At 69.9% G+C, this 18,828-nt stretch carries 17 protein-coding genes; 13 read left to right on the top strand and 4 right to left on the bottom strand.

The features are described 5' to 3' along the window. Nucleotides 1-121 precede the first annotated feature (121 nt). Genes ACT1U9_RS07320 through ACT1U9_RS07300 form a run of 5 tightly spaced genes read left to right on the top strand, consistent with a single transcriptional unit; the run spans nucleotide 122 to nucleotide 4,043 of the window. A complete protein-coding gene (locus tag ACT1U9_RS07320; protein WP_444537557.1) occupies nucleotides 122-643 on the top strand; it encodes a hypothetical protein in 522 nt (173 codons plus the stop codon). Between the two features lie 12 nt (nucleotides 644-655). Further along, complete coding sequence (locus ACT1U9_RS07315) at nucleotides 656-2,023, top strand: WXG100 family type VII secretion target (protein WP_444537556.1); 1,368 nt, start codon at nucleotides 656-658, stop codon at nucleotides 2,021-2,023. 40 nt (nucleotides 2,024-2,063) lie between these two features. Further along, nucleotides 2,064-3,284 carry a S8 family serine peptidase gene (locus ACT1U9_RS07310; RefSeq protein ID WP_444537555.1) on the top strand — a complete coding sequence of 407 codons (1,221 nt, stop codon included), beginning with the start codon at nucleotides 2,064-2,066 and terminating at the stop codon, nucleotides 3,282-3,284. Nucleotides 3,285-3,317: 33 nt separating this feature from the next. Next, nucleotides 3,318-3,683 (top strand): WXG100 family type VII secretion target, encoded by a 366-nt coding sequence (locus ACT1U9_RS07305; protein ID WP_444537554.1) that lies wholly within the window; start codon nucleotides 3,318-3,320, stop codon nucleotides 3,681-3,683. 51 nt (nucleotides 3,684-3,734) lie between these two features. After that, the gene (locus ACT1U9_RS07300; protein ID WP_444537553.1) at nucleotides 3,735-4,043 is read left to right on the top strand and encodes a WXG100 family type VII secretion target; all 309 of its coding nucleotides are present in this window, start codon (nucleotides 3,735-3,737) and stop codon (nucleotides 4,041-4,043) included. Nucleotides 4,044-4,127: 84 nt separating this feature from the next. On the opposite strand, the gene ACT1U9_RS07295 is transcribed toward ACT1U9_RS07300, so the two are convergent. Then, nucleotides 4,128-4,361 carry a DUF397 domain-containing protein gene (locus ACT1U9_RS07295; RefSeq protein ID WP_393270742.1) on the bottom strand — a complete coding sequence of 78 codons (234 nt, stop codon included), beginning with the start codon at nucleotides 4,359-4,361 and terminating at the stop codon, nucleotides 4,128-4,130. Nucleotides 4,362-4,468: 107 nt separating this feature from the next. Further along, entirely contained in the window at nucleotides 4,469-8,416 is a 3,948-nt protein-coding gene (eccCa, locus tag ACT1U9_RS07290) for a type VII secretion protein EccCa (RefSeq protein ID WP_444537552.1), read from the bottom strand. A gap of 164 nt (nucleotides 8,417-8,580) precedes the next feature. Between eccCa and eccD the strand changes: the two genes are divergently transcribed. The 6 genes from eccD to ACT1U9_RS07260 all read left to right on the top strand — a co-directional run bounded on the left by eccD (nucleotide 8,581) and on the right by ACT1U9_RS07260 (nucleotide 15,699). After that, nucleotides 8,581-10,050 carry a type VII secretion integral membrane protein EccD gene (gene eccD, locus ACT1U9_RS07285; RefSeq protein WP_444537551.1) on the top strand — a complete coding sequence of 490 codons (1,470 nt, stop codon included), beginning with the start codon at nucleotides 8,581-8,583 and terminating at the stop codon, nucleotides 10,048-10,050. 224 nt (nucleotides 10,051-10,274) lie between these two features. After that, nucleotides 10,275-10,565: a 30S ribosomal protein S15 gene (gene rpsO, locus ACT1U9_RS07280; protein ID WP_344078972.1), complete on the top strand. Its 291-nt coding sequence runs from the start codon at nucleotides 10,275-10,277 to the stop codon at nucleotides 10,563-10,565. Nucleotides 10,566-10,844: 279 nt separating this feature from the next. Continuing rightward, nucleotides 10,845-13,058 (top strand): polyribonucleotide nucleotidyltransferase, encoded by a 2,214-nt coding sequence (locus tag ACT1U9_RS07275; RefSeq protein WP_444537550.1) that lies wholly within the window; start codon nucleotides 10,845-10,847, stop codon nucleotides 13,056-13,058. Further along, nucleotides 13,055-14,434 (top strand): M16 family metallopeptidase, encoded by a 1,380-nt coding sequence (locus ACT1U9_RS07270; protein WP_444537549.1) that lies wholly within the window; start codon nucleotides 13,055-13,057, stop codon nucleotides 14,432-14,434. The genes ACT1U9_RS07275 and ACT1U9_RS07270 overlap by 4 nt, the downstream gene beginning before the upstream one ends. Before the next feature lie 50 nt (nucleotides 14,435-14,484). Continuing rightward, nucleotides 14,485-15,237 carry a 4-hydroxy-tetrahydrodipicolinate reductase gene (dapB, locus tag ACT1U9_RS07265; RefSeq protein ID WP_444537548.1) on the top strand — a complete coding sequence of 251 codons (753 nt, stop codon included), beginning with the start codon at nucleotides 14,485-14,487 and terminating at the stop codon, nucleotides 15,235-15,237. Nucleotides 15,238-15,252: 15 nt separating this feature from the next. Further along, nucleotides 15,253-15,699, top strand: a complete 447-nt coding sequence (locus ACT1U9_RS07260) for a hypothetical protein (RefSeq protein WP_444537547.1) — start codon at nucleotides 15,253-15,255, stop codon at nucleotides 15,697-15,699. Between the two features lie 117 nt (nucleotides 15,700-15,816). On the opposite strand, the gene ACT1U9_RS07255 is transcribed toward ACT1U9_RS07260, so the two are convergent. Together ACT1U9_RS07255 and ACT1U9_RS07250 are read right to left on the bottom strand one after the other, a co-directional pair. Further along, nucleotides 15,817-16,365, bottom strand: a complete 549-nt coding sequence (locus ACT1U9_RS07255) for a hypothetical protein (RefSeq protein WP_444537546.1) — start codon at nucleotides 16,363-16,365, stop codon at nucleotides 15,817-15,819. Nucleotides 16,366-16,492: 127 nt separating this feature from the next. After that, on the bottom strand, nucleotides 16,493-16,732 hold the full coding sequence (locus tag ACT1U9_RS07250; RefSeq protein WP_444537545.1) for a hypothetical protein: 240 nt from the start codon (nucleotides 16,730-16,732) through the stop codon (nucleotides 16,493-16,495). Nucleotides 16,733-16,920: 188 nt separating this feature from the next. Between ACT1U9_RS07250 and thyX the strand changes: the two genes are divergently transcribed. After that, nucleotides 16,921-17,661, top strand: a complete 741-nt coding sequence (gene thyX, locus ACT1U9_RS07245) for an FAD-dependent thymidylate synthase (RefSeq protein WP_444539028.1) — start codon at nucleotides 16,921-16,923, stop codon at nucleotides 17,659-17,661. A 244-nt stretch (nucleotides 17,662-17,905) separates the two neighbouring features. Then, nucleotides 17,906-18,805, top strand: a complete 900-nt coding sequence (dapA, locus tag ACT1U9_RS07240) for a 4-hydroxy-tetrahydrodipicolinate synthase (RefSeq protein WP_444537544.1) — start codon at nucleotides 17,906-17,908, stop codon at nucleotides 18,803-18,805. Nucleotides 18,806-18,828 lie beyond the last annotated feature (23 nt).

Below are 18,828 nucleotides of genomic sequence, written 5' to 3'. Positions count from 1 at the left end.
ACCGGAGTGACTAGAGTGATCAGGTGAGCGGTTGCGCCCTTCGCGGGCGTGACGACGCGCAAGCGCGCGGAGCTCAACAGCGGCACAGGCAGTACCAACGGGGATTCACGGGGAGGAAACAGTGGCCGAGCCGAACGGCACCACCGGCGGCGGCAGCAGGGACAGTGGCGGCACGCCGGACCTGGGAGTCGACGGCGTCAGCCTGACCGACTTCAAGCGCCGCATGGACGAGCTGCTGACCTCCCTGGAGAAGTCCCCGGCCCGCCACACCAAGATCGCCGAGCATCGCGTCCAGCCCGAGTCGTACGGCACGGGGTTCGCGGCGGCGGGCGACCTGCACAAGGCGTACGACAAGGTGCGGACGAACCTGGAGCGGCTGAGCAAGCTCTTCGGCGACCAGATCGAGGGCATGGGCATCGCCGTGCAGATCGCCGACAAGGGCTACGGCGGCATCGACGTGGACGAGGCGCAGCGGTACCAGGCGATCCGCAAGGAGACGGAGAAGTACTACGAGTCTCCGACGGCGGGCCAGGACGGCGGCAAGGGCGACCCGGCGGCGAAGGACGCCGGTACCGGCACCGGCACCGGCCAGGACGGCAACAGCGGACACGGCAAGGACGCCGACTCCGGCGGACTGAAGTAAGGGGGAGCGACGATGGCAACGGACGAGTTCGAGGGCATGTCGCTGGAGGCCCTCAACGCGATGCTGGCCTCGGCCAAGCCGGCCGAACTGACCGGCGCGGGCCAGACGTTGGGCGCCGCCGCGCCCGACATCGCGAGCATCGCGCGGGACCTGCGCTGGTACATCGAGCAGGTCAAGTGGCACGGCGCCGGTGGCGACGCGTTCCGCGAGTGGGGTCGCGGCATGGTGTCGGAGACGTACGTACTCAGCGAGTACGCGGCGGTCACCGGCGAGGAGATGGCCCGCGCGGGCCAGGCCCTGACCGAGGCGAAGGCCGCGGTCCCGGCGATGGACACGCAGTGCTACGCCGACCCCGAGAAGGAGAAGGCGCGCCTTGCGGCGGTGGCGCCGAAGACGAACGAGGCGATCAACCAGCTGAACCGGTTGTCGTCGTTCTACGACGCGTCGCGGGATCGGATTGCGGCGCAGCGGGAGCCGAAGTTCGCGCCGTTGCCGAGCAATGGCGCCCCGCAGTATGAGACCGAGCAGCGCTACAGCCAAGGCAGTTCGGGTACCGGTGCGGCCACCACCCACAGCACCGGTGGTCACACCACTGCGACAGTCACGGGCGGACATGACTACGGCACCACGGGAACGACGAGCTCCCCGACGCATACGTCGGTTGCTTCGACGTTCACCCCGCACGAGTCGGCCGGTACCGCCATCGATTCCGTAAAGGTGGCTCCGCCTCCGGCGACCACGACGCGGCCCACCGGGCTCACGGGACCCGTGCCGGTGCAGGGCCAGACGCCTGTTCTCACCCCGCCGCCGGTCCTGCCAGGCCCGCTCGGCAAGATCGGCCTGGAGCGGCCGTCCACGATGAGTCGCGTCGGCGTACCCGGCGAGGGACCGTCCGTCGGCCGCTCGACCGGAAGCCTCCGCGGTCCGGCCATCGCTCGTCCGAGTGGTCTGCCGGGCACTACGCGCGGCGTCACGCCCGAGGGCGTCACCGGCGGGCGTCCCACGCCGACGGGTGGCCGTGGGACTACGCCTCGGCTCCCCATGGGCACGGTCGTCGGCGAGGAGCGTGCCGGGACCGGCATGGGCCGTCCGCCGATGGGCGGCGGCATGGGCCACGGCCCCGGCGGCGCGCCGCGTGGAGCCATGGGTACGGGCGGTCGCAGGCTGGCCTCCGAGCCGGGTGGAACTGTTGGGGCACCGCGTGCGTCTTCTGCCGGGCGTGGTGAATTCACCCCCGGTGGTACGGGGTTGGTGAACGGCAACAAGCGAGGCTCGGACCGGCGTCGTTCCACGTCGTCCAGCGCCCCCGACTACCTGGTCGAGGACGAGGAGACGTGGGCGATGGACCACCGCAAGGTCGTCCCGCCGGTCGTCGACTGACGTACGCAAACCATCACCGCTTCAAGGAGTCCGCAGTCCCATGTTCAGCTCAGCCCGCGCAGTGCGCAGCCGCTCGGCACTTCTCGGTGCCGGCGTGGCTGCCGCGCTGGCCTGCTCGGTCGGTACGGCGCCGGTGGCGCTCGCCGACGACATGCGGTCCAAGCAGTGGTACTTGGACGCGATGGACGCGGACGCCATGTGGAAGGTCAGCACCGGCAAGGGCATCACCGTCGCGGTGATCGACACCGGCGTCCGGTCAGAGCCCGAGCTGACAGGACGGGTGCTCGACGGCCGCGATTTCACCGGATCCGGTGATGCCCGGAAGGACTCGGACGGGCATGGCACGAGCATGGCGGTGACCATCGTCGGCAGCGGAGCCGACGGCGGTATCAAGGGGCTGGCGCCGGATGCGAAGATCCTGCCCATCAGGTCTGCTGCCGGAAGCCATGAGTTCGCCGGGACGGTCACGACGGCCAAGGCGATCCGTTACGCGGCTGAATCGGACGCCCGCGTCATCAACATCTCATGGGGTGGCGACTCACCCAGCAACGACGAGAAGCAAGCGCTGGCCTCGGCTGTCAACTATGCCCTGGGCAAGGGGAAGCTGATCTTCGCCAGCGCGGGCAACAGCGGTGACAAGGGCAACCCGGTCGAGTACCCGGGTGCCACCCCCGGGGTCGTGGCGGTGGCAGCAGTCGGCACGGACGGGAAGGTGGCCAAGTACTCCAGTACCGGCAGCCACATCGCGCTCGCGGCACCGGGTGACGCGATCCCGGCTCACTGCGGTGACGGCAACGGCTACTGCAAAACGTCCGGCACCAGCCAAGCCACCGCAATCACCTCCGCCACCGCCGCCCTCATCTGGTCCGCCCACCCCGACTGGACCGGGAACCAGGTGTTGCGCGTGATGATGGAGACCGCCGGGCACAACGGCAAGGTGCCGAGCCAGTACATCGGTTACGGCACCGTCCGGCCCGCGCAGGTGCTCCTCAAGGGCAACGGCGACCCCGGACCCGCCGACGTCAACCCGCTGCTCGCCGCCCGCGGCGCAGGCGGGACCACTACTTCCCCCTCTCCAGCAGCAAAGGGGGCAGGCGACGGCGCACAGGAGAAGCCGGGAAGCAGCGAACAGCGCACCACGGCAGGGGAGTCGAAGGACTCCGCGCCCTGGACCGTCGTCGCCATCATCGCCGCAGCCGTCGCCGTCATCGGCGGCGCCGTCGCGGCGGTACGTGTACGCAACAAGCGAGCGCGAGCGTAATCACTCGCTCGGACACTCACGAGAGGGAAGAAAATGAGCACCAACCCCGGTGGTCAGAGCATTGGCTACGAGGCCGTCACCAAGGCCAAGAACGCCATTGAGGAAACCGCCCACGACATGAGCCAGCAGATCCGGATCCTGGCCGACATCATCAACACGGTCGGGGCCGGCTGGACCGGTTCCGGTGCCACCCAGTTCACCACCGCGCAGAACACGCTGAACCTGCGCCACGACGACATCCGCCGCAAGCTGGACGTCCTCTACAACGCCGTGGTCGGCACCAAGAACCTCAACTCGCAGAACGACGAAGACGTCGACGCCGCGTTCCGTGCGATCAACGCGCAGGGCGGCGCCACCAGCGGCGGTGTGCCCAACACCTCCGGTCTGAACAGCCTGTAGAAGCACCCGCACCACCGTACGTACACACTTCAGACTTCACGAGGAGCAGACATGGGCGACACCAATCCCGACCTCAAGATCCGGTATGAGAACGTCCAGGAGATCGCGAACAGCATCCGCGGCATCTCCAAGCGCATCATGGACGACCTGGGCCGGATGGAGGCGGCCGTGAAGGTCGTCGCCGACACCTGGGACGGCGAGGCGCACGGCGCGTACCTGAAGGTCCAGAAGGACTACAAGGCCGACGCCCACGACATCCAGCAGACGCTGGAGAAGATCGCCAAGACGATCGAGACCGGTAAGGACAGCTACCACTCGACCGACCTCAAGGCGTCGCGCCTGTTCACCGAGGCGTACTGATCTCGGGGTAGTAGGGACGTACACGAAAGGGGGTCACGCCCGGCATCGGGCGTGACCCCCTTTCGTATGCCGCCGATCAAGAAGTCAGCGCAGGTCGAACTCGCCGTCGCGCGCCCCGAGTACGAACGCCGTCCACTCCGCCTCCGTGTACCGCAGCACGGTCTCCGGGTCGGTCGAGGAGCGCATCGCCACGGCGCCGCCGGGCAGATGGGCGATCTCCACCCGTTCCTCCGCCTCCTCGGTCCCGGGCGCGCTCACCCACTCCACGCCCGAGATGTCCAGGGCGTACAGCTCGTCCTTCTCACGTTCGCTGCCCATCTAGCACGTTCCCTTCGAAGTCCACTGGGCGCCAGCGTAGTTGGAAACGGGGGCGGCGTACGAGCTGTTCTCGTACGCCGCCCCCGGTTCCGGTCGATTCCCGTGGATCACTTCTCGGGGAGCCAGCCCAGCTGCACCAGCGGCGCGCCGCGCTTGCGGGAGACGAAGTAGCCGCGGCCCTGCGGCATCGGGCGCGGGCGGATGTTGCCCAGGACGTCGCCCTCGCTCGGGTCGCCGGAGAGCACCACGCCCTGTGCGCCGAGTTCCTTGATGCGCTGCATGAACGACTCGTACATCGAGCGCGACGCGCCCGCCGAGCTGCGGGCGATGATGAAGCGCACGCCGACGTCCCGCGAGAACGGCAGGTTCTCCACCATCACCGACAGCGGGTTGCCCGCGTTCGTCGAGACCAGCTCGTAGTCGTCGATGATGATGAACACCTGCGGGCCGGTCCACCAGGAGCGGTCGCGCAGCTGCTGCGGGGTGACGTCGGCGGGCGGCTGGCGGCGGACCATCAGGTCCGCGAGCGCGTTCATGTGCATCTCCAACGCGCTGGAGAGCGGCGCGTATTCGAGCAGATGCGTGTCGGGGACGACGTCGAGCAGCGAGCGGCGGTAGTCGCCGACCACGATCTTGGCCTCGTCCGGCGAGTAGCGCTCGGAGATCTTCTGGGCGAGGTGGCGCAGCAGCGCCGTCTTGCCCGACTCGCTCTCGCCGAAGACCAGGAAGAACGGGTCCGTCTCGAAGTCGACGAACACCGGCTCCAGATTGGTCTCGTCGATACCGATCGCCACACCGTGCTGCGGGTACTCGAAGCCCTTCGGCAGCTGGTCGGCGGGGAGCTTGCGGGGGAGCAGGCGGACGGTCGGGGCCGCCGGGCCCTGCCACGCTTCGCTTACCGCCCGTACGAACGACTCCTGCGCCTCGGAGAGCCAGTCCGCGTCGTGCGAGCCGTCCACGCGCGGCAGCGCCGCCATGAAGTGCAGCTTCTCCTGGACCTGGCCGCGTCCGGGCATGCCCACCGGCACGTTCGCCGCCACCCGGCGGTCGAACTCGGAGTCCATCGAGTCACCGAGCCGCAGCTCCAGGCGGCCCAGGATCTGGTCCTTGAGGGCGGCCCGCACCTCCATGTAGCGGGAGGCGGTCAGCACCACGTGGATGCCGTAGCCGAGGCCGCGGCTGGCGATGTCCTGGACGACGCCGTCGAGCATCTCGTAGTCGCCGCGGAAGGCGCCCCAGCCGTCGATCACCAGGAACACATCGCCCCAGGCCTCGCCCGGCAGATCACCGGCCGCGCGGCGGCGCCGGTAGGTGGAGATGGAGTCGATGCCGTTGGCCCGGAAGAACTCCTCGCGCCGGTTGAGCACGCCCGCGACCTCCGCGACCGTACGCCGTACCCGCTCGGGGTCGAGGCGGGAGGCGACGCCGCCCACATGCGGCAGGCCGGAGATCGCGGAGAGACCGCCACCGCCGAAGTCCAGCCCGTAGAACTGCACTTCGTGCGGGGTGTGGGTGAGGGCGAACGAGGCGATCATGGTGCGCAGCAGCGTCGACTTGCCGGACTGCGGGCCGCCCACGACCAGCATGTGGCCGGCCGCGCCCGAGAAGTCGCGGTACAGCACCTCGCGGCGCTGCTCGAAGGGCTTGTCGATGAGGCCGAGCGGCACGATGAGCCCGCCGGGGCGCGTGTACTCCGTCGCGTTGAGGCCGCGCTCGGCCGTCGTCGCGATCCCCGGCAGCAGCTGGTCCAGCGACGGCGCGTCGTCGAGGGGCGGCAGCCACACCTGGTGGGCGGGCACGCCCTGGCCCTCCAGGCGCCGCACGATCACATCGAGCACGGTGTCCGCCAGCGCGTCGTCCTCGCCCGGGCTCGTCAGGAGCGACGGGTCGGGCGCCGCGTACACGACCGGCACCGGGGCCGCCGTGAACACCGCGGGGCGCCGCTCGATCGGCAGCGGCCCGACCGACAGGTCCGGGCCGCCCGAGCGGTAGGTGCCCGAGACGTACGCCGCCTTGAAGCGGACCATCTCGTCCGTGCCGAACTTGAGGTAGCCCGAGCCCGGCACCGACGGCAGGTGGTAGGCGTCGGGGACGCCGAGCGCGGTGCGCGACTCGGCCGCCGAGAAGGTGCGCAGACCCACGCGGTACGAGAGATACGTGTCCAGGCCGCGCAGCTTGCCCTCCTCCAGGCGCTGCGAGGCGAGCAGCAGATGCACACCAAGGGAGCGGCCGATGCGGCCGATCTGGATGAACATGTCGATGAAGTCGGGCTTGGCGGTGAGGAGTTCGGAGAACTCGTCGATCACCAGGACCAGCGAGGCCAGCGGCTCCAGCGGGGCGCCCGCCGCGCGCGCCTTCTCGTAGTCGTGCATGTTGGCGTAGTTGCCCGCCGAGCGCAGCAGCTCCTGGCGGCGCTGGAGCTCGCCGCGGATCGCGTCGCCCATGCGGTCGACCAGGGTGAGGTCGTCCGCGAGGTTGGTGATGACCGCCGCCACGTGCGGCATGTGCGACATACCGGTGAAGGTGGCGCCGCCCTTGAAGTCGGCGAGGACGAAGTTGAGCGTCTCCGAGGTGTGGGTGACGGCGAGGCCGAGCACCAGGGTGCGCAGCAGCTCCGACTTGCCGGAGCCGGTCGCGCCCACGCACAGGCCGTGCGGGCCCATGCCCTCCTGCGCCGCCTCCTTGAGGTCCAGCATCACCGGCTGGCCGTCCTCGCCCACACCGATCGGCACCCGCAGCCGCTCGGCCGTCGAACGCGGCCGCCAGGTGCGGGCCACGTCGATGGAGCCCGCGTCGCCCAGGTTCAGCAGATCCGTGAAGTCCAGGTTGGCGAGCAGCGGCTCGTCGTCGTCACCGCCGCCCATCTGCAGCGGCGCGAGCTGGCGGGCCAGCGCCTCGGCGGCCGGCAGCGACATCTGGTCGGGCAGACCCTCGTACGCCATGCCGAAGCCCGACTCCAGGCGCAGCCGACCGGGGCGCACGACCACCGAGAGGCCGCCGCGCGGCTCGTCGAGCTCGCCCGGCACCACCTCGATGATGGTGACGCCCTGAAGGCCCTCGGCCGCCGCGAACAGCGAGTCCGGCGGCACTATCCCGCCGTCGAGGACGACCACGAGGTGCGGCTGGTCCAGGACCGGCTGGTTGTCGCGGCTGAACCGGGGCCGCCCGTCCAGGCGGCTGTGCAGCAGCAGCTCCAGCTCGCCCAGGTCGTCGCCGAACAGCCGCTTCGTACCGGCCCCGTCGACCTGGCCGGGCAGCTGGGTGTGCGGCAGCCACTTCGTCCAGTCCCAGCGCGGCACCGCGCCCGGCGCCGCCACGACGGCGACCATCAGGTCGTCGGGGGAGTGCAGTGTCACCAGCTGCGCGACCAGCGCGCGCGTGGCCGACTGGGCCGCGTCCACGTCGCCGGAGACCGTCACGTGGTAGAAGGCGCGCATCGAGACCGCCATCGGCAGCCCGTCCAACGAGCCGTGCACCGCCAGGAACTGCTGCATCGCGCCCGCGCACAGCGGCTCCAGCTCGTCCACCGGCGCCGTGTCGGGCGCTATCAGCGGCGTCGACAACTGCTGGGCGCCGAGCCCGATCCGGGCCTGCCCGAAGTCGTTGTCGCCGAGCCGTCGCTCCCAGACCCGCGAGCCCTCCGCGACCACCGACCACAGCTGCTCGGGGGCCGGGTGCAGATACAGCTGCGCGTCGCGCTGCTTGCGCGCGGTCTTGCGCACCGTACGCCGTGTCTGGGCGAGGTACTTGAGGTAGTCACGCCGGACATCTGCCATTTGCCCCTGCGCACCCTTGCGGAACTTCACCAGCTGCGCGATGACCATGGACAGCGTCGACACCAGCATCAGCGCGCCCATGATCTTCATGAACGGCGCCGAGTTGGGCATGAAGAAGAACACCACGGACGAGCCCATGCCGAGCATCGGCAGGAGCTGCATCAGCATGGACTCCTGCTGCCCGCGCGGCAGCTCCGGCGGGGCCTCCAGCCGCAGTTCGTCCGAGGACACATCGGGCGGCAGGGACCGCGGCGGGCGTTTGACGACGATCTGGCTCACCGGAGCATCAATCCCTCAATACGGACGGGTCATTCGGCACCGGCGCCCCCGTGGCGACAGTCTCCCTCCGCGCGACGGTGATCCTACTTGCAGCCTGTGACACCGGAGCCCGGTAGGGTGGCGCGCGCAGTGTGCGCAACCGCGAATCAGGGGGACTGAAGACGTTGAGTACGACAGCGGCGACCGGCTTCTGCCGGGTCACAGTGGTGGCGCCCGACAGTCGCATCGATGTGGCCCTCCCGGAGGACATCGCCGTCGCCGACGTCTACCCGGAGATCCTCCGGCTCACCGGGCAGACCCAGCCGGCCGGCGCCCCGACCGGCTACCACCTGGTGCGCCGCGACGGCACCGTCCTCGACGGCGCCCGCACCCTGGCGGCCCAGCAGGTCCTCGACGGCGAGCTGCTCAGCCTGCGCCCGTTCGCCGAGTCGCTGCCGCCGGCCGTCTTCGACGACGTCTCGGACGCCGTCGCCTCGGCCGTCACCCGCGACCGCCATCTGTGGAGCGACGACCTGCTGCGCGGCGCAGGTCTCGTCGGCGGCGTCCTGCTGCTCGTCCTGATGGGCTTCGTCCTCTGGTACGCCGACCCGGTCGACCACGACATGCACGGGCTGCCCGGCATCATCGCGGGCTCGGCGGGCCTGCTGCTCACCGCCTTCGCCGGAGTGCGCGCCCGCGTCTACTCCGACCGCTCCAGCGCGGTCGCCCTGGGCCTGGGCGCACTGCCGCTGCTGCTGATCGCGGGCTCCGGGATCATCGGGCAGGACAGCGGCGACGGCCCCGGCAAGCTCCAGTTCCTGCTCGGCTGTGTGACGGTCCTGGTCGCCTCGGTGACCCTGGTCGCGCTCACCCCGAGCGGCGACGCGCCGTTCGTCGCGACCACGTTCCTGGCCGCCACCGGCACCCTCGCGACGTTCGTCGCGATCCTGACCGAGTCCAGCGCCACCCGTACGGCCGCGGTGTGCGCGCCCGTCGCCATCGGCCTGGTCGCCTTCCTGCCGAGCCTGTCCGCCCGCTTCGCCCGGCTCCCCATCGGCTACGCCTCCCCGCGCAGCGCCACCGACGACTTCGGCGCCGAGCCGAACACCGCCCCCGAGGCCCGCCCCGTCGACGCCGAGCGCATCGCCGCCCAGGCCCGGCGCGGCCACGAGATGCTGCTCGGCCTGGTCGGCGGCTGCGCGGCCGTGGTGGTCGGCTCCGCCGCCGTCCTCGGTTTCTCGCACAGTGTGTACGGACAGCTGCTCGCCCTGGCCTCGGGCCTGGCGATGCTGCTGCGCGCCCGGCTGTTCCGCTACACCTCGCAGGTCGCCTGCGTCCTGGTGGCCGGCATCGCCGCGATCGCCCTGCTGGTCCTCGGTATGTCCCTGAACCCGCCCGGCGATCTGCTGTACGAATTCGTCCGCTACGGCGACCGCGGCTCGCTCGACATCCGTACGATCTGGCTCTCCGCGGCCGTGGCGGCAGGCGCCGCACTGATCACCGCCATCGGACTGATCATCCCGAAGAAGGGCCTCTCGCCTTTCTGGGGCCGCACCCTGGACCTGGCCGAGGGCGCCGTACTGCTCTCGCTGGTCCCGCTGTGCCTGGCCGTACTGGACGTCTTCAACCAGGCCCGCTCGCTCACCAGCGGCTGACCGGAGCCCCCGCGGACCCGCCGGACACGCCCGGGGGTCCGCGAACCCCCCGAATGGACGAGTCCCGGCGTACTGGTACGCTGTGTGACGGCCGTTTGTGTACGCGTCTTCGGATTCTTCTGGAGGCTGCGCCCAGCGGATCCCCGCCTCCCGAGTAACGGAAGCTCCCCTGAGACCAAGACCAGGGGCACTCGGTGGCACATCAAGACTACGAGGAGTACCGAGTGTCTCTCGACGCCGCTACGAAGAAGCAGATCATGTCCGAGTTCGGCCAGAAGGAGGGCGACACCGGCTCCCCCGAGGTCCAGGTCGCCATGCTCTCCCGCCGTATCTCGGACCTGACCGAGCACCTCAAGACCCACAAGCACGACCACCACTCCCGTCGTGGTCTGCTGATCCTGGTCGGCCAGCGCCGCCGCCTGCTGCAGTACCTGGCCAAGAAGGACATCCAGCGCTTCCGTACGCTGGTCGACCGCCTGGGCATCCGCCGCGGTGCGGCCGGCGGCGCCAAGTAAGTCGCCGTGAAGGGAGCGGTTCCCACCTATTAGGGGGCCGCTCCCTTTGCTGTACGTGCGGGACGTACCGGACGCTCAGTAGTCTGGCCGTACAACGCAACACACAATGAGCGAGAAGCCTCCTCCCCGCCGCCGGTCCTCGGTAGTGGCTCCCGGGGAGACAACGCCCCCGGGTGCTTCGATCGAAGACCGGCCCGCAGCCAAGGAGCGCTTCTCCGCCACACCGTCCCCCTGCCACACGGGCCCGGGGACGAAAGACGATGAGTGGAGAAAACGCTAGTGGAGAACGAGACCCACTACGCCGAGGCCGTTATCGACAACGGTTCCTTCGGCACCCGCACCATCCGCTTCGAGACGGGCCGGCTGGCCAAGCAGGCCGCCGGTTCCGCCGTGGCGTACCTGGACGACGACACGATGGTCCTGTCGGCCACGACCGCGTCCAAGAAGCCCAAGGACCAGCTCGACTTCTTCCCCCTGACGGTGGACGTCGAGGAGCGGATGTACGCGGCCGGCAAGATCCCCGGCTCCTTCTTCCGCCGTGAGGGCCGGCCCTCCGAGGACGCGATCCTCACCTGCCGCCTGATCGACCGCCCGCTGCGCCCGTCCTTCAAGAAGGGCCTGCGCAACGAGATCCAGGTCGTCGCCACGATCATGGCGCTCAACCCGGACCACCTCTACGACGTGGTCGCGATCAACGCCGCCTCCTGCTCCACGCAGCTGGCCGGCCTGCCCTTCTCCGGCCCGATCGGCGGCGTCCGCGTCGCGCTGATCAACGGCCAGTGGGTGGCGTTCCCGACGCACACCGAGCTCGAGGACGCCGTCTTCGACATGGTCGTCGCGGGCCGTGCCCTGGAGGACGGCGACGTCGCGATCATGATGGTCGAGGCCGAGGCCACCGAGAAGACCATCCAGCTGGTCAAGGGCGGCGCCGAGGCGCCGACCGAGGAGGTCGTCGCCGCCGGTCTGGACGCCGCGAAGCCCTTCATCAAGGTGCTCTGCAAGGCCCAGGCCGAGCTCGCCGCCAAGGCCGCCAAGCCGACCGGCGAGTTCCCGGTCTTCCTCGACTACCAGGACGACGTCCTGGAGGCGCTCACCGCCGCGGTCAAGGGCGAGCTCGCCCAGGCGCTCACCATCGCGGGCAAGCAGGACCGCGAGGCCGAGCTGGACCGCGTCAAGGAGCTTGCGGGCGAGAAGCTCCTCCCGGCCTTCGAGGGCCGCGAGAAGGAGATCTCCGCCGCGTACCGCGCGCTGACCAAGAAGCTGGTCCGCGAGCGCGTCATCAAGGACAAGGTCCGCATCGACGGCCGTGGCATCACGGACATCCGTACGCTGGCGGCCGAGGTCGAGGCCATCCCGCGCGTGCACGGCTCGGCGCTGTTCGAGCGTGGCGAGACCCAGATCCTGGGCGTCACCACCCTGAACATGCTCCGGATGGAGCAGCAGCTGGACACCCTTTCCCCGGTGACCCGCAAGCGCTACATGCACAACTACAACTTCCCGCCGTACTCCGTCGGCGAGACCGGCCGCGTGGGCTCGCCCAAGCGCCGCGAGATCGGCCACGGCGCGCTCGCCGAGCGCGCGATCCTGCCGGTCCTGCCGACCCGCGAGGAGTTCCCCTACGCGATCCGTCAGGTGTCCGAGGCCCTCGGCTCCAACGGCTCGACGTCGATGGGCTCGGTCTGCGCCTCCACCATGTCGCTGCTGAACGCCGGTGTGCCGCTCAAGGCCCCCGTCGCCGGTATCGCCATGGGCCTGATCTCCCAGGAGATCGACGGCAAGACGCACTACGTCGCCCTCACCGACATCCTCGGTGCGGAGGACGCCTTCGGCGACATGGACTTCAAGGTCGCCGGTACGAAGGAGTTCGTCACCGCCCTCCAGCTCGACACCAAGCTGGACGGCATCCCGGCCTCCGTCCTGGCCGCGGCCCTCAAGCAGGCCCGCGACGCACGCCTCCACATCCTCGACGTGATGATGGAAGCGATCGACACGCCGGACGAGATGTCCCCGAACGCCCCGCGGATCATCACCGTCAAGATCCCGGTGGACAAGATCGGTGAGGTCATCGGCCCCAAGGGCAAGATGATCAACCAGATCCAGGAGGACACCGGCGCCGAGATCACGATCGAGGACGACGGCACCATCTACATCGGTGCCCAGGTCGGCTCGCAGGCCGAGGCCGCCCGCGCCACGATCAACGGCATCGCCAACCCGACCATGCCGGAGGTCGGCGAGCGCTACCTGGGTACGGTCGTCAAGACCACCACCTTCGGTGCGTTCGTGTCCCTGCTCCCGGGCAAGGACGGCCTGCTGCACATCTCGCAGATCCGCAAGCTCGCCGGTGGCAAGCGCGTGGAGAACGTCGAGGACGTGCTCGCGGTCGGCTCCAAGGTCCAGGTCGAGATCGCGGAGATCGACTCCCGCGGCAAGCTCTCCCTGATCCCGGTCGTCGAGGGCGAAGACGACGAGAAGAAGGACGACACCGACAAGTGACGTCCCGTAGCTCCAAGGCGACGGCCCGCACCTCTTCGGAGGCGCGGGCCGTCGCCCGTACCCAAACGCTTCTGCCGGGCCGGAACGGCATCGGCACCGTGCGCCGTACGACCCTGCCCGGCGGTCTGCGGGTCGTCACCGAGACCCTGCCGTCCGTACGGTCGGCGACCTTCGGCATCTGGGTCCAGGTCGGCTCGCGCGACGAGACGCCCACGCTGAACGGCGCCACGCACTATCTGGAGCACCTCCTGTTCAAGGGCACGCGCAAGCGCAGTGCCCTCGACATCTCCGCCGCGCTCGACGCGGTCGGCGGCGAGATGAACGCCTTCACGGCGAAGGAGTACACCTGCTACTACGCGCGCGTGCTCGACACCGACCTGCCGCTGGCCATCGACGTCGTCTGCGACATGCTGACCGGCTCGCTCATCCTCGAAGAGGACGTCGACGCCGAACGCGGCGTGATCCTCGAAGAGATCGCGATGACCGAGGACGACCCGGGCGACTGCGTGCACGACCTGTTCGCGCACACCATGCTCGGCGAGACCCCGCTGGGCCGCCCGGTCCTCGGCACGGTCGACACGATCAACTCGCTGACCCGGCCGCAGATCGCGCGCTTCTACAAGAAGCACTACGACCCGCGCCACCTGGTCGTGGCCGCCGCCGGAAACGTCGACCACGCGACGGTCGTACGCCAGGTCCGCAAGGCGTTCGAGAAGGCCGGCGCGCTCTCGCACACGGACGCGGTCCCGGTCGCCCCGCGCGCGGGCGCGCGCGCCCTGAAGACGGCGGGCCGCGTCGAACTGCTCAACCGGCGCACCGAGCAGGCGCATGTCGTCCTCGGCATGCCGGGCCTGGCCCGCACCGACGAGCGCCGCTGGGCCCTCGGCGTGCTGAACACGGCCCTCGGCGGCGGTATGTCGTCGCGCCTGTTCCAGGAGGTACGGGAGAAGCGGGGCCTGGCCTACAGCGTGTACTCGTACACCTCGGGCTTCGCGGACTGCGGGCTGTTCGGCGTCTACGCGGGCTGCCGTCCCAGCCAGGTCCACGACGTCCTGAAGATCTGCCGCGACGAGCTGGACCGGGTCGCCGCGGACGGGCTCACGGACGACGAGATCGGGCGCGCGGTCGGTCAGCTCTCCGGCTCGACCGTGCTGGGCCTTGAGGACACGGGCGCGCTGATGAACCGCATCGGCAAGAGCGAGCTGTGCTGGGGCACCCAGATGTCCGTCGACGACATGCTGGCCAAGATAGCCGCGGTCACCCCGGACGAGGTCCGCGAGGTGGCCCGTGATGTGCTGGGACAGCGTCCCTCGCTGTCCGTCATCGGCCCGCTGAAGGACAAGCAGGCCGACCGCCTCCATGAAGCGGTCTCCTGACCCGTACGCAATCCGTACGTACGTGTACGCAAGGACGTGAGGAAGCAAGCATGAGCAAGCTGCGCGTGGCGGTTCTCGGCGCGAAGGGCCGTATCGGCTCCGAAGCGGTACGGGCCGTGGAAGCGGCCGAGGACATGGAGCTGGTCGCGGCCCTGGGCCGGGGCGACAAGCTGGAGACGCTCGCGGACGCGGGCGCCCAGGTCGTGGTCGAACTGACCACCCCCGCCTCGGTGATGGGCAACCTCGACTTCTGTGTGCGCCACGGCATGCACGCGGTCGTCGGCACCACCGGCTGGACCGAGGACCGCCTCGCGCAGCTCACCACCTGGCTGGACGGCTCGCCGTCCACCGGGGTGCTCATCGCCCCGAACTTCTCCATCGGGGCCGTCCTCACGATGAGGTTCGCCCAGCTCGCCGCGCCCTACTTCGAGTCCGTCGAGGTCGTCGAGCTGCACCACCCGAACAAGGTGGACGCGCCGTCCGGCACGGCGACGCGCACCGCGCAGCTGATCGCGGCGGCGCGCGCCGAGGCGGGCGTCGCGCCCGCTCCGGACGCCACCGTGACGGCCCTCGACGGGGCGCGCGGCGCCGACGTCGACGGCGTCCCGGTCCACGCGATCCGGCTGCGCGGCCTCCTGGCCCACCAGGAGGTCCTGCTCGGCGCCGAGGGCGAGACGCTGACGATCCGTCATGACTCGCTCCACCACAGCAGCTTCATGCCGGGCATCCTGCTCGGCGCCCGCCGCGTGGTGACCACTCCGGGCCTGACCTTCGGCCTGGAACACTTCCTCGACCTGAACTGAGCTGGACTGCCGGTCATGCGCGCAAAGATCACTTACTTCGTCACGGCTGCCGTCCTGGTCTTCTACTTCGTCCTGGTCGGCAGCCGGGGCGTCATGCTCATCCAGGACGGCAAGCTGATCACCGTCACCATGGGGATCGCGGTCCTGGTGCTGCCGCTGATCGGCATCTGGTTCCTCTGGGCGAACACCCGGTTCGTGACCCGGGCCAACGCCCTGGCCGCCGAGCTGGAGGCCGAGGGCGGACTGCCGGTCGACGAACTGGTCCGCACGGCCGGCGGCCGTATCGACCGCGCCTCGGCCGACGCCGTCTTCGCCCGCCGCAAGGAGGAGACGGAGGACTCCCCGGACGACTGGCGCTGCTGGTTCCGCCTGGCCGTCGCCTACCAGGACGCCCGCGACACCCCGCGTGCACGCAAGGCGATGCAGCGAGCGATAAACCTCCGCGAGGGCAAGCCGGTCTGAGGCGAGCGGGTCTGATGGCTACGCCTGACAGCAGGCAGGTGCCTGATGGCGGTGCGGGGCGAGGGCTCGTCTGCCGCCTCACGGCCCGGCCCCCGACCCCGCCCTCAAGCGGAGCGCCTAGCGGCGGTACTCGTCGCCCCATGCCTCGACCGTGTCGGCGGCCCGGTCGAAGGCCTCGACGCGGGACAGGAAGTCCGCGTTGTGGTCCGTGAGCAGCACCGGCAGCCGCGCCCCGCCCCGCGTGGCGGCGAGCAGCGCCTGTCCCTGCACGGTCCGGGGCAGGCCGAGCCAGCGCACCGGCTGCTGCACCGTCCGTACGCCCTCGATCTTCTGCCACGACACGGTGGACGTCCGGAAGAAGCCCACCCGGCGCAGCCCGGCCCGGCTGACCCAGACACCCACCCGCAGCATCCGCAGCGCCGACGCGATCACCAGCAGGGCGACGGCCAGCACCGAGAGCGCGGCGGCCGCACCGCCGGTGAAGGCGATGATCACCGCGGCGAGCAGCACGAACGACGCGAGGAGCAGCAGCACCGCGGCCGCGCCGACCCGCCAGGGGCCCGGCCGGTAGGGGCGGCGCCAGCGGTCGTGGTCGTCGAAGGGCAGCGCGACGTCGTCGGCGGTCGCATCGAATGCGCGGTCGGCCGTCAGGAAGGGCAGGGGCACGACTGATCCTCACTCACAAGCACGCTCGATTGGCTGTGCCCGGTGAGGCTACCCAGGAGCCCGCCCGACGACCAGTTCCGGGGGCCCAAGGGGGCACCTCCCACGCCATTCGGGCGATGCGGGAGCGTCAGCGGCCCTCCGCCGCCTGGGACTGCTGGGTCTGGCCCGACGACTGGGTCGGCTGCATGGCGGGCAGTCCGAACAGGAGCGAGCCCGCGAGCCCGGCCACCACGGTGAGCCCGATCAGCGTACGGCCCACTATTCGGCCGGTACCGGCGCGCTCGCGGGGCGGCGGGGTGACGTTGCTGCGGAACTGTTCTGCTTCGGCGACGAACGCGAAGGGAACGGGCTCACGCCGACGAAACATGAGGGGCTTCTCCTTGTCTGTGTGTGATGAGGACCATGTGGGTCTACTGGTACAGACGCTCGAAGTTGCCGATTGGTGCCCGAATTCCCCGAATTGCCGAAGAAGTTCATGACGGTTCGTCAGGGAGGGCGTTGTCAGTGGCGGGCCGTAGAGTGGTCGGCGCCGTTATCGACCTGGAAGGACCGCCGGTGACCGACGCCCCCGCCGCAGACCTCAAGCCCAGCTTCCGCAGTGATGTCACCGTCGAGCTGGTGAAGCACACCGCCGGTGACTCCGACGTGCTGTGGGCGGCCCGCGTCTCGACCGCCGGCGAGCAGTCCCTGGAGGAGCTCCAGAAGGACCCCGAGCGCTCCAAGGGCCTGATCAACTACCTGATGCGGGACCGCCACGGCAGCCCCTTCGAGCACAATTCGATGACGTTCTTCATCAGCGCCCCGATCTTCGTCTTCCGCGAGTTCATGCGGCACCGGGTGGGCTGGTCGTACAACGAGGAGTCGGGCCGCTACCGGGAGCTCCAGCCGGTGTTCTACGTCCCGGGCGCCGAGCGCAAGCTCGTCCAGCAGGGCCGCCCCGGCAAGTACGAGTTCGTCGACGGCACCGAGGCCCAGCAGGAGCTCACGGGCCGCGCCATGGAGGACTCGTACCGCCAGGCGTACAAGGCGTACCAGGAGATGCTGGCGGCCGGTGTCGCCCGCGAGGTCGCCCGCGCGGTCCTCCCGGTCGGCCTGTACTCGTCGATGTACGCGACGTGCAACGCCCGTTCCCTGATGCACTTCCTGGGCCTGCGCACCCAGCACGGGCTGGCGAAGGTGCCGTCGTTCCCGCAGCGGGAGATCGAGATGGTCGGAGAGAAGATGGAGGAGCACTGGGCGAAGCTCATGCCCCTCACATACGCCGCCTTCAACGCCAACGGCCGAGTCGCTCCGTAAGGCGCGCCCCGTAAGTGACGTCGCCCTCGTACGAGGGCGAAGCAACAGGGCGAATCCGCCTCTACGGGCACAGATGTGCTGATACCTCGCGGAAAGTGTCCGTATTGCGGCGTTTCGCGTAGTTCATCTAGGCTGATCAAACGGACCCGGCACTGCTTGAACCCCCGAGCAGGCAGTGCCGGGCTCCCTTTGCCACGTCCCCCGAGGGGACACCCGGCGCTGAGCAGCGAGTAGCGTGTTACCCATGGCTCCGATCTCCACTCCGCAGACCCCCTTCGGGCGGGTCCTCACCGCCATGGTCACGCCCTTCGCGGCGGACGGCGCACTCGACCTCGACGGCGCGCAGCGTCTCGCCGTCCACCTGGTCGACGCAGGTAACGACGGACTGATCGTCAACGGCACCACCGGCGAGTCCCCGACCACCAGCGACGCGGAGAAAGACCAGCTCGTACGGGCCGTACTGGAAGCGGTCGGAGACCGGGCCCACGTCGTCGCCGGCATCGGCACCAACGACACGCACCACACCCTGGAGCTGGCCCGCGCGGCCGAGCGCGCCGGAGCACACGGCCTGCTCGCCGTCACGCCGTACTACAACAAGCCCCCGCAGGAGGGCCTGTACCGGCACTTTTCGGCCATCGCCGACGCCACCGAGCTCCCGGTGATGCTCTACGACATCCCCGGCCGCAGCGGTGTCCCGATCGACACCGAAACCCTGGTGCGCCTCGCCGAGCACCCGCGTATCGTCGCCAACAAGGACGCCAAGGGCGACCTGGGCCGTGCCAGCTGGGCCATCGCCCGCTCCGGCCTCGCCTGGTACTCCGGCGACGACATGCTCAACCTGCCGCTGCTCTCGGTCGGCGCGGTCGGCTTCGTCTCGGTCGTCGGCCATGTGGTCACCCCCGAGCTGCGCTCGCTCCTCGACGCGTACGTCTCGGGCAACGTCCAGAAGGCCACCGAGATCCACCAGAAGCTGCTGCCGGTGTACACGGGCATGTTCCGTACCCAGGGCGTCATGACCACCAAGGCCGCGCTCGCCCTCCAGGGCCTGCCCGGCGGACCCCTGCGGCTGCCGATGATCGGGCTGACGGCGGAGGAAACCGCCCAGCTCAAGATCGATCTTGCCGCCGGTGGGGTACAGCTGTAACCACAGACTTCACAACTGAATAC

It is taken from the genome of Streptomyces sp. BR1 (genome assembly GCF_052373795.1).
GTDB lineage: Bacteria > Actinomycetota > Actinomycetes > Streptomycetales > Streptomycetaceae > Streptomyces.
Note: the sequence above shows the minus strand (reverse complement) of the source record. Positions and strands in the feature narration are given on the sequence as shown.

Coding starts and splice junctions, on each gene's coding strand:
- ACT1U9_RS07260 (WP_444537547.1), top strand. CDS start 15,253: ATGCGCGCAAAGATCACTTACTTCGTCACGGCTGCCGTCCTGGTCTTC.
- ACT1U9_RS07305 (WP_444537554.1), top strand. CDS start 3,318: ATGAGCACCAACCCCGGTGGTCAGAGCATTGGCTACGAGGCCGTCACC.
- ACT1U9_RS07315 (WP_444537556.1), top strand. CDS start 656: ATGGCAACGGACGAGTTCGAGGGCATGTCGCTGGAGGCCCTCAACGCG.
- ACT1U9_RS07300 (WP_444537553.1), top strand. CDS start 3,735: ATGGGCGACACCAATCCCGACCTCAAGATCCGGTATGAGAACGTCCAG.
- ACT1U9_RS07310 (WP_444537555.1), top strand. CDS start 2,064: ATGTTCAGCTCAGCCCGCGCAGTGCGCAGCCGCTCGGCACTTCTCGGT.
- ACT1U9_RS07295 (WP_393270742.1), bottom strand. CDS start 4,361: ATGGGCAGCGAACGTGAGAAGGACGAGCTGTACGCCCTGGACATCTCG.
- ACT1U9_RS07250 (WP_444537545.1), bottom strand. CDS start 16,732: ATGTTTCGTCGGCGTGAGCCCGTTCCCTTCGCGTTCGTCGCCGAAGCA.
- dapB (WP_444537548.1), top strand. CDS start 14,485: ATGAGCAAGCTGCGCGTGGCGGTTCTCGGCGCGAAGGGCCGTATCGGC.
- dapA (WP_444537544.1), top strand. CDS start 17,906: ATGGCTCCGATCTCCACTCCGCAGACCCCCTTCGGGCGGGTCCTCACC.